Annotated in this window: 15 protein-coding genes; 7 read left to right on the forward strand and 8 right to left on the reverse strand. The window is 54.4% G+C overall.

The window, feature by feature from the left end; all coding sequences use genetic code 11:
* Window positions 1-13 precede the first annotated feature (13 nt).
* On the forward strand, window positions 14-727 hold the full coding sequence (gene mpaA / locus ACPUC7_RS00465; RefSeq protein WP_494921367.1) for a murein tripeptide amidase MpaA: 714 nt from the start codon (window positions 14-16) through the stop codon (window positions 725-727).
* On the opposite strand, the gene ycjG is transcribed toward mpaA, so the two are convergent.
* Window positions 696-1682: an L-Ala-D/L-Glu epimerase gene (gene ycjG, locus ACPUC7_RS00470; RefSeq protein WP_494921368.1), complete on the reverse strand. Its 987-nt coding sequence runs from the start codon at window positions 1680-1682 to the stop codon at window positions 696-698. The genes mpaA and ycjG overlap by 32 nt on opposite strands.
* Before the next feature lie 142 nt (window positions 1683-1824).
* On the opposite strand from ycjG, the gene tpx reads away from it, so the two are divergent.
* Window positions 1825-2328 carry a thiol peroxidase gene (gene tpx / locus ACPUC7_RS00475; RefSeq protein ID WP_494921369.1) on the forward strand — a complete coding sequence of 168 codons (504 nt, stop codon included), beginning with the start codon at window positions 1825-1827 and terminating at the stop codon, window positions 2326-2328.
* Between the two features lie 68 nt (window positions 2329-2396).
* Here the strand turns inward: tpx and tyrR are convergent, their stop codons facing one another.
* The 7 genes from tyrR to pspA form a co-directional block, all read right to left on the reverse strand.
* The gene (tyrR, locus tag ACPUC7_RS00480; protein ID WP_494921370.1) at window positions 2397-3959 is read right to left on the reverse strand and encodes a transcriptional regulator TyrR; all 1563 of its coding nucleotides are present in this window, start codon (window positions 3957-3959) and stop codon (window positions 2397-2399) included.
* A gap of 213 nt (window positions 3960-4172) precedes the next feature.
* Complete coding sequence (locus tag ACPUC7_RS00485) at window positions 4173-5246, reverse strand: YcjF family protein (RefSeq protein WP_494921371.1); 1074 nt, start codon at window positions 5244-5246, stop codon at window positions 4173-4175.
* Window positions 5243-6640 (reverse strand): YcjX family GTP-binding protein, encoded by a 1398-nt coding sequence (locus ACPUC7_RS00490; protein WP_494921372.1) that lies wholly within the window; start codon window positions 6638-6640, stop codon window positions 5243-5245. Before ACPUC7_RS00490 ends, ACPUC7_RS00485 begins: the two co-directional genes overlap by 4 nt.
* Window positions 6621-6869 carry a phage shock protein PspD gene (gene pspD, locus ACPUC7_RS00495; RefSeq protein WP_007888070.1) on the reverse strand — a complete coding sequence of 83 codons (249 nt, stop codon included), beginning with the start codon at window positions 6867-6869 and terminating at the stop codon, window positions 6621-6623. The genes ACPUC7_RS00490 and pspD overlap by 20 nt, the downstream gene beginning before the upstream one ends.
* Before the next feature lie 54 nt (window positions 6870-6923).
* The gene (gene pspC, locus ACPUC7_RS00500; RefSeq protein WP_343551913.1) at window positions 6924-7271 is read right to left on the reverse strand and encodes an envelope stress response membrane protein PspC; all 348 of its coding nucleotides are present in this window, start codon (window positions 7269-7271) and stop codon (window positions 6924-6926) included.
* Window positions 7268-7492 (reverse strand): envelope stress response membrane protein PspB, encoded by a 225-nt coding sequence (gene pspB, locus ACPUC7_RS00505; RefSeq protein WP_343551912.1) that lies wholly within the window; start codon window positions 7490-7492, stop codon window positions 7268-7270. The genes pspC and pspB overlap by 4 nt, the downstream gene beginning before the upstream one ends.
* A gap of 41 nt (window positions 7493-7533) precedes the next feature.
* The gene (gene pspA / locus ACPUC7_RS00510) at window positions 7534-8199 is read right to left on the reverse strand and encodes a phage shock protein PspA (protein WP_343551911.1); all 666 of its coding nucleotides are present in this window, start codon (window positions 8197-8199) and stop codon (window positions 7534-7536) included.
* A 164-nt stretch (window positions 8200-8363) separates the two neighbouring features.
* On the opposite strand from pspA, the gene pspF reads away from it, so the two are divergent.
* The 5 genes from pspF to sapD all read left to right on the forward strand — a co-directional run bounded on the left by pspF (window position 8364) and on the right by sapD (window position 14166).
* Window positions 8364-9362, forward strand: coding sequence for a phage shock protein operon transcriptional activator (pspF, locus tag ACPUC7_RS00515; RefSeq protein WP_494921373.1), 999 nt, complete (start codon window positions 8364-8366; stop codon window positions 9360-9362).
* A 341-nt stretch (window positions 9363-9703) separates the two neighbouring features.
* The gene (gene sapA / locus ACPUC7_RS00520) at window positions 9704-11326 is read left to right on the forward strand and encodes an ABC transporter substrate-binding protein SapA (RefSeq protein ID WP_494921374.1); all 1623 of its coding nucleotides are present in this window, start codon (window positions 9704-9706) and stop codon (window positions 11324-11326) included.
* A 2-nt stretch (window positions 11327-11328) separates the two neighbouring features.
* The gene (gene sapB, locus ACPUC7_RS00525) at window positions 11329-12294 is read left to right on the forward strand and encodes a putrescine export ABC transporter permease SapB (protein ID WP_343551908.1); all 966 of its coding nucleotides are present in this window, start codon (window positions 11329-11331) and stop codon (window positions 12292-12294) included.
* Window positions 12281-13171, forward strand: a complete 891-nt coding sequence (gene sapC / locus ACPUC7_RS00530) for a putrescine export ABC transporter permease SapC (protein ID WP_343551907.1) — start codon at window positions 12281-12283, stop codon at window positions 13169-13171. Before sapB ends, sapC begins: the two co-directional genes overlap by 14 nt.
* On the forward strand, window positions 13171-14166 hold the full coding sequence (sapD, locus tag ACPUC7_RS00535; protein ID WP_494921375.1) for a putrescine export ABC transporter ATP-binding protein SapD: 996 nt from the start codon (window positions 13171-13173) through the stop codon (window positions 14164-14166). The genes sapC and sapD overlap by 1 nt, the downstream gene beginning before the upstream one ends.
* The last annotated feature ends 1 nt before the right edge of the window (window position 14167 follow it).

A 14167-nucleotide genomic window follows, 5' to 3' on the forward strand; every position in this document is an offset into this window, starting at 1 on the left:
AATGAGGAACGTTATGTCGTCATACCATCCGCGTCCGCTGCGCGGCAAGCTGGACGCTGTCTGGCAACAGTACGGACAATCGGTGTTGGGCGCACCGCTGCTGTGGTTTCCTGCGCCAGCCGCAGATGCCGAAAGTGGATTGATTATTGCCGGTACGCACGGCGACGAAAATGCCGCGATTGCCACGTTATCTGGCGCGATGCGCACCTTGCCGGAAGCGTTGCGTCGTCATCACGTGATTCTGGCGGTGAATCCCGATGGCTGTCAGTTGGGATTGCGCGCCAATGCTAACGGCGTTGATCTTAACCGCAACTTCCCGGCTGCCAACTGGCAAAGCGGTGACACGGTTTATCGCTGGAACAGTGAAGCCGATGAACGTGATGTGGTGCTTTCCACCGGCACTGCACCGTCGTCCGAGCCAGAAACGTCCGCACTTTGCCATCTGATTCATCAGATTAAACCGCACTGGGTGGTTTCGTGGCATGAACCACTGGCCTGCATTGACGATCCCCACCATAGCGATTTAGCTCAATGGCTGGCGCAGCAAACCGCGCTGCCGATAGTAAGCAGCGTCGGTTATGCCACGCCGGGATCGTTTGGCAGTTGGTGCGACGATCTCGGCCTGTTATGCATTACTGCCGAGATGCCGCCAATTTCGGTGGACGAAGCCACCGAAGTCTATCTGGAGGCGATGATTAACCTGCTGCGTTGGCAGCCAGCGGCTTAAGTACGCCGTGAGAAAAATGCAGCGACGGTTCAACATCGGCAGCCAGCCAGGTTGGACCGTCGAGATCGGCGAATGTCGCCAGCGGCGTGAGCGGCAAGGCGGCGCGAATCGCCCTTGAAGTGCACAGCATGCAGCCGAGCATAATCGCGAAACCTTGCTGCTGCGCCGCCTGCGCTAGCGCCAGCGCTTCAGTTAGTCCACCGGTTTTATCCAGCTTGATATTCACCATTTCATAGCGCCCTTTGAGCTGCGCCAGATTCTCACGCGTGTGGCAACTTTCATCCGCGCAAATCGGCAGTGGATGGATGAAGTTACCCAACGCTTCATCGTGCGCGGCCGGCAACGGCTGTTCGAGCATGGCAACGTTTAAATCCGCCAGCAACTGGCAGCGCGCCGCCAAACCTTCGGCATGCCAGGATTCGTTGGCATCGACAATCAAAGTGGCATCCGGCACGGCGCTGCGAATGGCCACCAAACGTTCGCTGATCAGATGATCGTCCATTTTGATTTTCAACAACCGCGCACCATGTTGCCACAAGGCTTGTGCACTGCTGGCCATCGCTTCTGGCGTATCAATGCTCACGGTATGCGCGGTGATGATTTCGTCAGCCAGCGATACGTCACACAGTTGCGCCAGGCTGTGGTTTTGCTGCTGGCGTTCCAGATCCCATAATGCGCAATCGAGCGCGTTGCGTGCTGCGCCAGCAGGCAGCGCTTGCTGCAAGGCTTCACGCGACATTCCGGCTTGCAGCGCACTAAGCTGCGAGCCAATTTGCTTCAATACCGAGGCTTCACTTTCACCGTAACGTGCGTAAGGCGTCCCTTCACCAACCCCTTTAAAGCCGTCTTGCTCAATTTCGACCACCACAACGTGCGCTTCGGTGCGACTGCCACGTGAAATGACGAATGGCGAATGCAGCGGCCAGGCTTCCGGATAACTCTTCACTGTTCTCATTATTTCTCCTTAAATCCGCAGCTTAATTGCGAGCCGGCTCGATTAACGCCAGGAATTGCGCTCGTAAACCCTTAAAAATTATGTCATAAACAAACGCTATATCTTTCATAGTCAGATATTCATCGTTAAAAAAGGAAATCGCATGTCTCAGAATGTTCACTTTCAAGGCAATCCGGTGCCAGTTGCAGGCCAGTTCCCACAAGTTGGCGCGCAGGCAAAGCCATTCAACCTGGTTGCTAAAGACCTCAGTGACGTATCCCTTTCCAAGTATGCAGGCAAACGCAAAGTTCTGAACATTTTCCCAAGCATTGATACCGGCGTTTGTGCCGCTTCAGTACGCAAATTTAACGAACGTTCAGGTGAAGCGGACAACACCGTAGTGCTGTGCATTTCTGCTGACCTGCCGTTTGCTCAGTCTCGCTTCTGCGGTGCCGAGAACGTCAGCAACGTTGTTACGCTGTCTGCATTACGTGGTGCTGAGTTCAAAGAAGATTACGGTGTGGCGATTGCCGATGGCCCACTGAAAGGCCTGACCGCGCGTGCCGTGGTGGTGCTGGATGAAAACGATAAAGTGATTTACAGCGAATTGGTGAACGAAATCACCGAAGAGCCAAACTACGATGCGGCGCTGGCTGCACTGAAATAAGTTTGCACCAATAAAAACGCCGCCTGAATGGGCGGCGTTTTTATTGTCGGATAACTGCTAACAGCAGGTTATTCGCTCTCTCCGCGCTTCTGCCCCAAGCCATACTCGCGCAACTTATTGGCAATCGCGGTATGCGATACACCAAGACGTTTCGCCAGCTTGCGCGTGCTGGGATAAGAAAGGTACAAACGCGTCAACACCGAACGTTCAAAGCGGCTGGTGATGTCATCCAGCGAACCTTCCATCGCCTCTTCGCCTAATGACACGTCCAGCGCCTGTTCTGGCAACACGATATCCTGCGGCCCCAGTTCATAACCTTCCAACTGCGTTAGCGCGCGATACAAAGCATTCTTCAGCTGACGCACATTGCCCGGCCAATTGTAGCGCGTCAGGAACGGCGTTAACTGTGGCGACAAACGTGGGCGCGGCAAACCTTGTTCATCAGCGAAACGTGCCACAAACATTTCAGTCAGCGGCAGGATATCCAGCGGACGTTCGCGCAGCGGCGGAAGATTCAACGTCAAAACGTTCAGGCGATAAAACAGGTCTTCACGGAATTCGCCGCGCTGCACCAGCTCAATCAGGTTCTTCTGCGTGGCACAAATCACGCGAACATCAACGTGCACTTCATGCTCTTCGCCAACGCGGCGGAAAGTGCCGTCATTGAGGAAGCGCAGCAGCTTGGTTTGCATGCGTGGCGACATCTCACCAATTTCATCCAGCAGCACCGAACCGCCGTTGGCCTGCTCGAAGAAGCCTTTTTTGCCTTCCAGCGCGTTGGGATAAGCGCCCGCCGCGTGCCCAAACAGTTCGCTTTCGGCCACATCGTCCGGCAACGAGGCGCAGTTTAAGGCGAGGAACGGTTTCTTGCCGCGCGCGCTACGCAGATGGCAGGCACGTGCCAGCATATCTTTGCCAGTGCCGGTATCGCCGACAATTAACAGCGGCGCATCATGCATCGCCAATTTGCGTGCCTGATCAATCACCTGGCGCATTTTTGGTGTCACCGCAACGATATGATCAAACTCAGATTCATCGGTAACAGTCAAATTTTGCAGCTGGCGGCCCATGCGTGCGGTGGATTTCAGGGTAATCATCGCGCCCACCGGCAGATCGCTCTGGCCTTCTTCTGACAGATAAATCGGTCGCGCTTCCATCAGGAAATCACGTCCCTGAATCACCACGTGTTGCGCCTGCGCATCAACGCGTTCGTTCTCCAGCCAACGCTGGAAATTGAAGCCGGTGATTAAGGTGCCGACGTTTTGATTGCGCAGCTTTTGTTCATCGAGCGTAAACAGGTTTTGTGCTGCCGGATTCGACAACTCCACTTTACCTTTCAAATCGATGGACAATACCGGTTCCGGCATCGCCACCAGCAACGCACTTAATGCACGATGTTCGCGTTCAGAAGGCATAAAAGAAACGGTGCGCACATCCGTCACGCCCGGTGTACGGCGGATTTCAGCCATCAGATTGCTGAATGGCTCAAATTCCAACGCAGTAAAATTGAGGTAAATGCGGCCAAGCGGCGCAATTTCGATGCCGCGCAAGTCGATGCTGCGGGCAACCAGCAGGTCGAGCAACTCGCGCGCCAGACCGATTCGGTCCTGGCAGAAAACTTCCAAACGCATTGCGATGAGCCTTAGTCAGGTTTTGATTTTAGTGATAATACGCTAACTTGCAGCGCCTCAGAAGAGGCGTGTCATGAAAAGTTGACAGCCCGAGGCAGGTGACGTGAAGAAGTGTAACGGAGAGAAGGATAAAAATCTCGTCGAATATCAGAAGTAAAAAAGATAATTTCACCTTTCACGCCATAAGCAGCGTGAAAGGCAATCAAACATTGATTATTTAGCAGCCTGCCCTGCTTTATCCCCATTTTTTGTCAGGGATTCTTTAAGCTGGCCAATTAACTCGCGGCGGAAGTCACCCAAACGCGGTTTATCGTCTTCCAGCCATGGCAGCGGGCGGCAAAGTTCCATCGCTTTGATGCCGAGACGCGCGGTGAGTAAACCGGCACCAATCCCTTGCGCCGCACGGGTTGAGAGACGCGCAGCGAGATCCTGTGACATCCAATCCATGCCCACTTCGCGCACCAATTCCGACGCGCCGGCAAACGCCATATTCAACAGCACCAAGCGGAATAAACGGATGCGGCTGAAATAGCCCAATTCAATACCGTAAATCGCCGCAATACGATTCACTAAACGTAGGTTGCGCCAGGCGATAAATGCCATATCCACCAATGCCAACGGGCTAACGGCAATCATCAAGGTGGATTCAGCCGCGTGACGACTAATTTCACGGCGCGCCTGACGATCCAGCACCGGCTGCACCAATTGCGCATACAGCGTGACGATCTCGCGGTCGTTGTGGGTTTCGTGCAGCGCAGCGTGCCAGCGTTGCAGCGCCGGATGCGCTTGATCCAATTGCGCCTGCTGCGCCAGTTTTTCGCAAAACGCCCGACCTTTACTCACGCCGTGGCTGTGCAGCAATTCGCGGCCGATATCACGCTCCTCAGCGCGCTGACGCAGACGATACAAACGACGCCATTCGCCGATTAACGCGCCAGCGCCAGCCGCTACAATTAAGGTGCCTGCCGCGCCGGTGCCAAGCGTAAACCAATCGCGCACCAGCCACGCGTCATGCAGCGTTTGTACGCCCTGCGCCACCACGCTGATGCCGAAAATACCCAGACCTACGCCGACCATTTTACGCCACAGGCTGCGTTTGGGACGCAGCGCGGCTTCAACCACCTTCTCGCCTTCACCTTCTTCTAGCGGCTCCACTTCTGCGGTTGCCAGAAATGCCTGTTGCGATTCCGCGCTAAAAGTTTGCGCTGCACGCAGCGGTTTTTCCGTGTCCACCGTCAGCGGACGGGCGAAATCAATGCGTCCTTTTAAAGGTGTTTCGTCGCTCATCGCAATTTATCTCCCAAAAGAAACTCCAGCGCAGCATCCATGCGAATGTGCGGCAGCGGGCGATCCACATCCAACTGCTGCGGCCGGAACTGTTCAAACTGAAATCCCTGCTGCTGCCAGAAAGTGTGACCTGGCAAGCGTGGCGGTACTTCGCCGGGATAAAATGTCAGCGGTTCGTCATCGGCCAAACGGTGCCCACGCAACGCGGGCAACTTCTCGCCACGATGATCGACCAGGCCACTTTCAGTCGCCTGCACTGACGCCAAACCCAGACAATCCATATTAATGCCTTCGAACGCCGCGTTTTGCCACGCGTCCTGCACTAATTGCTGCAACAGCGACACCATGTTGGCGTGCTGATCGGATGTCACGTGATCGGCTTTGGTGGCGGCAAACAGCAGCTTATCGATGACCGGTGAAAACAAGCGGCGAAACAGCGTCCGTTGGCCGTAATGGAAACTCTGCATCAATTGTGTCAACGCCAGACGCATATCGTTGAAGGCTTGCGGCCCGCTATTCAACGGTTGCAGGCAATCAACCAGCACAATTTGCCGATCAAAGCGCAGGAAGTGATTTTTATAGAAACCTTTCACCACATGCTGGCAGTAATAGTTGAAGCGTTGTTGCAACATGGCGAAGTTGCTGCCCGAAGGCGCTTGCGCCAGTTTGCTGACCTGCATTTCATCGACTTGCGGCCACGGGAAGAATTGCAGCGCCGGCGCGCCGGCCATGTCGCCGGGTAACACAAAGCGGCCCGGCTGGATGAAGTGCAGGCCTTCGGCTTTACATTGATGCAGATATTCGGTCCAGGCCGCAGCAATCGCGGCTAACCGGTTCTCATCAGCAGGGGCAAAAGGATCGAGGTCGGTGCACAGGCTGCGCCATTTTTCTGACCAGGCGGCGCGATCGCCTTGCAGCAAACCGACCATTTGCCGCGACCAGCTCAGGTAATCCTGCGCCAGCATCGGTAAATCCAGTAACCATTCGCCAGGATAATCGACGATTTCGAGGTACAGCGTGGCGGTATCTTTGAAGTGACGTAGCAAGGATTCATCGGGACGATAGCGCAGCGCGAGGCGCATTTCGCTCACGCCACGGGTTGGCGTCGGCCACATCGGTGGCGTGCCGTATAATTGCGCTAAACCTTCATCATAGGTAAAGCGCGGCGTACCAAGTTCGCGTTGCGGCACACGTTTGACGCCCAACAGACGTTCTTCGCGCACCACGGAAAACAGCGGCAAACGGGCGCCGCTGTGAACATTCATAAGCTGGTTAACCAGCGAGGTGATAAATGCGGTTTTTCCGCTGCGGCTTAAGCCGGTCACCGCCAGGCGCAGATGGCGGTCAACACCGCGGTTCATCAGCGCCATCAATTCATTTTGCAGTCTTTTCATCGTTCTCCCTGATGAAGCGTGCCGATAAGCGTTTGAACGCTTTGCTCAACAACGGTTCCAGGGCGGCCGCCAGCAACAGGCGCAACGGACGGCGCGCCACTGATTTCACGGCCCAACCAGCAATACCGCCGGGCCCGTAAGTTACTGCACTTATGATGATAAATTTCCCTGCCGACATCAACGCAGGTGTCGCGCGACGGCGCAGAGCAGTAAAACGTTGAGTTTGCATGGAACCTCTCACCTTAATGTTATGAGAACCGGGCCTAAAGACCCGGATTGGAATTTATATCTGGCGGAAGCGGCTACGCACGCTGAAGGTTTCTGAGGTAACGTAACGTTCAACCTCACGCACCTTGCGTTCATCGCTGTGCAACGTGCTTTCCAGTTCATCCAGCAGTTCACGGGCGCTCGGCGTGCGTTCAGTTGACGCATCGGCAGGTTTCTCATCCAGCACAAAGCCTAAAATGAAATAGGCCACGATGGTGAACATGAACAAGCCCATGAACAGCGATAACACCACAATCACGCGCAGTAAACGTACCGGAATGTCGAGATATTCCGCCAATCCAGCGCAAACACCGCGCACTTTGCCCTGCTCGGGAATGCGCCACAATTTACGTCCGTTCATCATGGCTGCCTCCAGTTTGGATGTTCCGCATCCAAAATCGCTTCTAACGCTTCAACGCGTTCACGCATGCGACGCGCATCCTGGGTGATTTGCTGCAAACGCTGCAAATCGCTGGAAGATAAATCGGTGCCATTACGTTTGTTACTGTAATGCAGCCATAACCAGATCGGCGCGACAAATAGCACGAAGATCGTCAGCGGAATGGCCAGAAATAGTGCGCTCATTGACTCTCCTTAATCATTTACACCAATTTCAGTTTTATTGATCACTCAGGGCGATTCATTTTGGCTTTCAGCGCTGCCAACTGCTGGCTGATTTCATCATCGGCTTTCAGTTCAGCGAATTCCTGATCCAGACCTTTTGGCTTGCCAAAACGCTGGCTTTCCGCTTCTGCTTCCATGTGATCAATGCGACGTTCGAATGATTCGAAACGCGCCATGGCGTCTTCGATTTTGCCGCTGTCGAGCTGACGACGTACATCACGTGAAGAGGATGCCGCCTGATGACGCAGCGTTAACGCCTGCTGACGCGCACGGGTTTCAGTGAGTTTTTTCTCCAGCTCACCAATCTCGCCTTTCATGCGTTCCAGCGTTTCTTCAACTTGTGCCGATTCCTGTTGCAGTGCCGCGATTAAATCGGTCAGCTTCTGCTTTTCGATCAATGCCGCACGCGCTAAATCTTCTTTGCCTTTATTAATGGCAAGTTCGGCTTTTTCCTGCCACTCGGCCTGCTGAATTTCAGCCTGCTCGGTACGACGCAGCAACTGTTTCTTTTCCGCCAGCGCACGGGCAGAAGTTGAACGCACTTCGACTAAGGTGTCTTCCATTTCCTGAATCATCAGGCGTACCAGTTTCTGCGGATCTTCGGCGCGCTCCAGCAGAGAGTTGATGTTAGCGTTCACGATATCGGCGAAACGAGAAAAAATACCCATAATGATGTTCCTCATAATTGTCATGTTGATGCGCCAGGCGCCCTTCACTAATACAATTCGCGTGCCAACTTTTAATTGATTGATTTTAATGAGTTTGTTTATTTTACATCCGTTGAGACATCACTTAAGGTAGTGAAATTGATTAATCAGTGGCGAATTTCATCATGGCAAATGGTAATGACAACCTATTGGGCGAATCGAACAACTTCCTCGAGGTGCTGGAGCAAGTTTCCCGTTTAGCGCCGCTGGAAAAGCCGGTGTTAGTGATTGGTGAACGCGGCACCGGTAAAGAGTTGATCGCCAGCCGCCTGCATTACCTATCCAACCGTTGGGAAGGCCCGTTCGTTTCGCTTAACTGCGCAGCGTTAAATGAGAACCTGCTGGATTCCGAGTTGTTCGGTCACGAAGCCGGCGCCTTTACCGGCGCGCAAAAACGCCATTTAGGACGCTTTGAGCGTGCTGATGCGGGCACGCTATTTCTCGATGAACTCGCCACTGCGCCAATGCTGGTGCAGGAAAAGCTGTTACGCGTGATTGAATATGGTCAGTTGGAGCGCGTTGGCGGCAATCAATCGTTGCAGGTCAATGTGCGCCTGGTGTGCGCCACCAATGAAGATTTACCCGCGCTGGCCGCCGCCGGAAAATTCCGCGCCGACCTGCTGGATCGCCTTGCTTTCGATGTGGTGCAACTGCCGCCGCTGCGCGAACGTCGCAGTGATATTTTGGTGATGGCTAACCACTTTGCCATTCAAATGTGCCGTGAACTTGGTTTGCCGCTGTTCACCGGCTTTAGCGAACGGGCGCGGTTGACGTTACTGAATCACAGCTGGCCCGGCAATGTGCGTGAATTAAAAAATGTGGTTGAGCGTTCGGTGTATCGCCATCACAGCGTTGAAGATGAGTTGGATAACATCATCATCAACCCGTTTGCCCCGCGCACGCCGCCTGCCGCTACTCTCATCGAATCGCATGACAGTTCGTTGCCTTCCCTGCCGCTGGATCTCCGCCAATGGCAAAACCAGCAGGAACGCGAGTTAGTTGAAGCGAGTTTGCAGCAAGCCAAATACAACCAGCGCCGCGCCGCCGATTTACTGCGCGTAACCTATCATCAGTTGCGCGCCATGATGAAGAAGCACGGCATCCAGGCACGCGACGAGATTTAACCAGGTCACCATAAATGGCGAACTTACGATTCCAAACGCAGTAGCAGTGCAAACCAAGACGAAAAAAAGCCCGCAATATAATTGCGGGCAACTAATACTGGAAGCAATGTGAGCAATGTCGTGCTCTTCTTCGGTAGAGCCACCGTCGAAGCGCAGAATAATAATAATCATTCTTATTATCATCTGTAAAGACCTAATTGAGAATTTTTCTCATTTCCACACAGACATTGTGATTACCTCATCGCCAGTTTGATGAAAAACCCAGCAGAACTGTCGCGAATTTGGGGAGTCGGTGACGTTTGCGATACACTCTCGCTATTGCCTCAGAATCGTTGAGTTCTATGCCAAAATTATTCCCTTCTCTACTGCTGGGTCTCAGCATGATGAGTGCGTCAGCGTGGGCCGCGCCAACGGATAACATCCGTAACAGCGGCTTCGTCTATTGTGTCAACGGCACCGTGAATACCTTCAACCCGCAAATGGTCAGCAGCGGCCTGGTGGTCGATACGCTGGCGGCGCAGCTTTACGATCGCTTGCTGGACGTTGATCCTTACACCTATCGCCTAATTCCCGACCTCGCCCAGAGTTGGGAAGTGCGTGATAACGGCGCCACCTACCGTTTTCACCTGCGTAAAGACGTCTCGTTCCAGCACACCAACTGGTTTAAACCGACGCGCAAGATGAATGCCGATGATGTGGTGTTCAGCTTTGAACGCATGTTCGATCGCAAGCATCCGTGGCACAACGTTAACGGTGGCAGCTACCCTTATTTCGACAGCCTGCAATTTGCCGATTCGGTGCAGAGTGTGAAAAAGCTCGATAACGATACGGTCGAAATCCGCCTGAATAGCCCGGATGCCTCATTCCTCTGGCACATTGCCACCCATTACGCGCCCATCTTGTCGCAAGAATATGCCAACAATCTCAGTGCCAAAGGCCAACAGGAACAATTGGATCGCGATCCGGTAGGAACCGGCCCGTTCCAGCTCAGCGAATACCGCACCGGACAATATTTGCGGCTGGCGCGCAATCCACAATATTGGAAAGGCGTGCCGCGTTTGCAGCAAGTGGTGATCGATCTTGGCGTCGGCGGCACCGGACGTTTATCCAAGCTACTAACCGGTGAATGCGATGTGCTGGCGTATCCTGCCGCCAGTCAGCTCAGCATTTTACGCGACGATCCGCGCCTGCGCATGACGTTGCGCCCCGGCATGAACATCGCCTATCTGGCGTTCAATACGCGCAAGCCGCCGCTCGATCGTCCCGAAGTGCGCCACGCGCTGGCGCTGGCGATCAATAACGAACGTTTAATGGAATCGATCTATTACGGCACCGCAGAAACCGCCGCGTCGATTCTGCCGCGCGCTTCCTGGGCTTATGACAATGACGCGCGCGTCACCGAATACAATCCGGCCAAAGCACGTGAAGAGTTAAAGGCGCTGGGATTGGAAAACCTGCATCTGCGTTTGGTGGTGCCCTCTTCATCGCAGTCATGGAATCCTAGCCCGCTGAAAACTGCGGAACTGCTGCAAGCCGATTTAGCGCAGATTGGCGTGCGTGTGACCATTGCACCGGTTGAAGGCCGCTTTCAGGAAGCCCAATTGATGGAGATGACTCACGATCTCACCTTGACCGGTTGGGCGACCGACAGTAACGATCCCGACAGCTTCTTCCGTCCGCTGCTGAGTTGCGCGGCAATTCGTTCACAGACCAACTATGCGCACTGGTGTTCACCGGCGTTTGATGAAGCCTTGCAGCACGCGCTGTTGTCGCAGCAGCTGTCGGCGCGCATTGATAGCTACGATCAAGCGCAGCAGATTTTATCGCAGGAGTTGCCGGTGCTACCGCTGGCGTCGTCGCTGCGTCTGCAAGCCTATCGCCATGACATCAAAGGCTTAGTGCTCAGTCCATTTGGTAACGCCTCGTTTGCTGGCGTTTACCGTGATGAGAGCAGTGAGGAGTAAGCATGATTATCTATATTTTGCGTCGTCTGGTGCTGCTGCTAATCACCCTGTTTTTTCTCTCGCTGGTGAGTTTCAGCCTGAGCTACTTCACACCGAACGCGCCGCTCGAAGGTGCGTCGCTGTTCGATGCGTGGTGGTTCTGGTTTAAAGGATTGTTGCAATTTGATTTCGGCGTTTCCAGCACCAACGGACAGTCGATCAACCTTCAGCTGCGTGAGGTGTTCCCCGCCACACTGGAACTGTGCGTGATGGCGTTTATTCTGGCACTGTTGGTTGGCATTCCGCTGGGCATTTGTGCCGGCGTGATGCGCAAAAAATGGCAGGATAAAGCCATCAGCGCCTTGGCGTTGCTGGGTTTCTCCATGCCGGTATTCTGGCTGGCGCTGCTGTTCACCCTATTCTTCTCGTTAACGTTAGGTTGGTTGCCGGTTTCCGGGCGCTTCGACCTGCTTTATCCGGTGCAGAATGTCACGGGTTTTGCGTTGATCGATGCATGGCTCAGCCATTCGCCGTGGCGCCATGAAATGATGATCAGCGCGTTGACGCACATGATTCTGCCGGTTGTGGTGCTGGCAGTGGCGCCAACCACGGAAATGATCCGCTTGCTACGCAGCAGCACCAGCGAAGTGATGGACAAGAACTACGTTAAAGCCGCCGCCACGCGCGGATTGTCGCGTTTTACCGTGATTCGCCGCCATGTGCTGCACAACGCGCTGCCGCCGGTGATTCCACGTCTGGGACTGCAATTCTCCACCATGTTGACCTTAGCGATGATCACCGAAGTGGTGTTTAACTGGCCGGGCCTGGGACGCTGGCTGATTAACGCCATTCGTCAACAGGATTACGCGGCGATTTCTGCCGGTGTCATGGTGGTTGGCGGCTTGGTGATTTTGGTGAGCGTATTATCCGACATTCTGGGTGCCGCACTTAATCCATTGAAACATAAGGAATGGTATGCCCTACGATAATGTCTATGACGAGAAGCGGCTGCCGAGCACGCTGCGTCGTAGCTGGCAGCGCTTATATCGCGACACCAGCGGCATGGTCGGCCTGTATGGCTTTGGCATCTTGCTATTCCTGTGCCTGTTCGGCGGTTTATTGTCGCCGTACGGCATCGATCAGCAATTCCTCGGTTATCAACTGCTGCCGCCGTCGTGGTCGCGCTACGGCGATGTTTCCTTCTTCCTTGGCACCGACGATCTTGGCCGCGATGTCCTGAGCCGCTTGCTGAGCGGCGTGGCGCCGACGGTTGGTTCGGCGATTCTGGTGACGGTGCTGGCGTCTATTTGCGCGTTGGTGTTAGGTATCTTCGCGGGCATTACGCACGGCGTACGTTCGGCGGTGATGAATCACATCCTGGACACGCTGTTATCGATTCCGTCGCTGTTGCTGGCGATTATCGTGGTGGCGTTTCTAGGCCCGCGCCTCGAACACGCCATGCTGGCGGTGTTTCTTGCCTTGATTCCGCGCCTGGTGCGCGAGATCTATACTGCTGTACATGATGAGATGGAAAAAGAGTATGTGGTGGCGCTGCGTCTTGATGGCGCGCGTAACCTGAATATTCTGTGGAACGCGGTGCTACCGAATGTGCTGCCGCTGCTGGTGAGCGAATTTACCCGTTCGTTGTCGATGGCGATTCTGGATATCGCCGCGCTCGGTTTTCTCGATCTTGGCGCGCAGCTGCCCTCGCCTGAATGGGGTGCGATGCTTGGCGACGCGCTGGAGCTGATTTACGTTGCACCGTGGACGGTAATGCTGCCCGGCGTGGCGCTGATGGTCAGCGTATTGATCGTTAACCTGCTGGGCGACGGTATCCGTCGCGCGGTAGAAGCGGGAGTTGAATAATGCCGCTCTTAGATATCCGTAATCTGACCATCGAATTTATGACGTCTGAAGGTCCGGTCAAAGCGGTCGATCGTATCAACCTGACGCTCACCGAAGGCGAAGTGCGCGGCTTGGTTGGTGAATCTGGTTCGGGTAAAAGTTTGATTGCCAAAGCGATTTGCGGCGTGACCAAAGATAACTGGCGCGTTACCGCCGATCGCATGGTGTTCGATGATATTGATCTGCTGCGCTTATCACCGCGCGAACGGCGGCGCATCGTCGGCCACAACGTGTCGATGATTTTCCAGGAACCGCAATCCTGCCTTGATCCGTCTGAAAGTATTGGTCGCCAATTGATGCAGGCGATTCCTCGCTGGACTAACAAAGGACGTTGGTATCGGCGTTTGTGGTTCTGGCGTAAACAACGGGCGATTGAATTGCTGCACCGCGTTGGTATCAAAGATCACAAAGACATTATGCGCAGCTTCCCCTATGAGCTAACCGACGGCGAATGCCAGAAAGTGATGATCGCCATTGCGCTGGCAAATCAACCGCGTTTGCTGATTGCCGATGAGCCGACCAACGCCATGGAGCCGACCACCCAAGCGCAGATTTTCCGCTTGCTGAGCCGCCTGAATCAGAACAACAACACCACCATTTTGCTGATTAGCCACGATCTGCGCACCATGAGCCAGTGGGCCGATCGCATCAACGTGATGTATTGCGGACAAACGGTGGAAAGCGCGCAGAGCGAAGATTTGATGGACACGCCGCATCATCCTTATACCCAAGCGCTGATCCGTGCGATGCCTGATTTCGGTAGCGCGTTGCCGCACAAAAGCCGCCTGAATACGCTGTCGGGCGCGATTCCATCGCTGGAACATCTGCCGATTGGCTGCCGCCTTGGCCCACGTTGCCCGTATGCGCAGCGCAAATGTATTGAAACGCCGCGTTTGACGGGCAACAAAGCACATCTGTTTGCCTGCCACTTCCCGCTAAACATGGAGAGCCAATAAC

The organism is Pantoea sp. CFCC18179 (assembly GCF_059412405.1).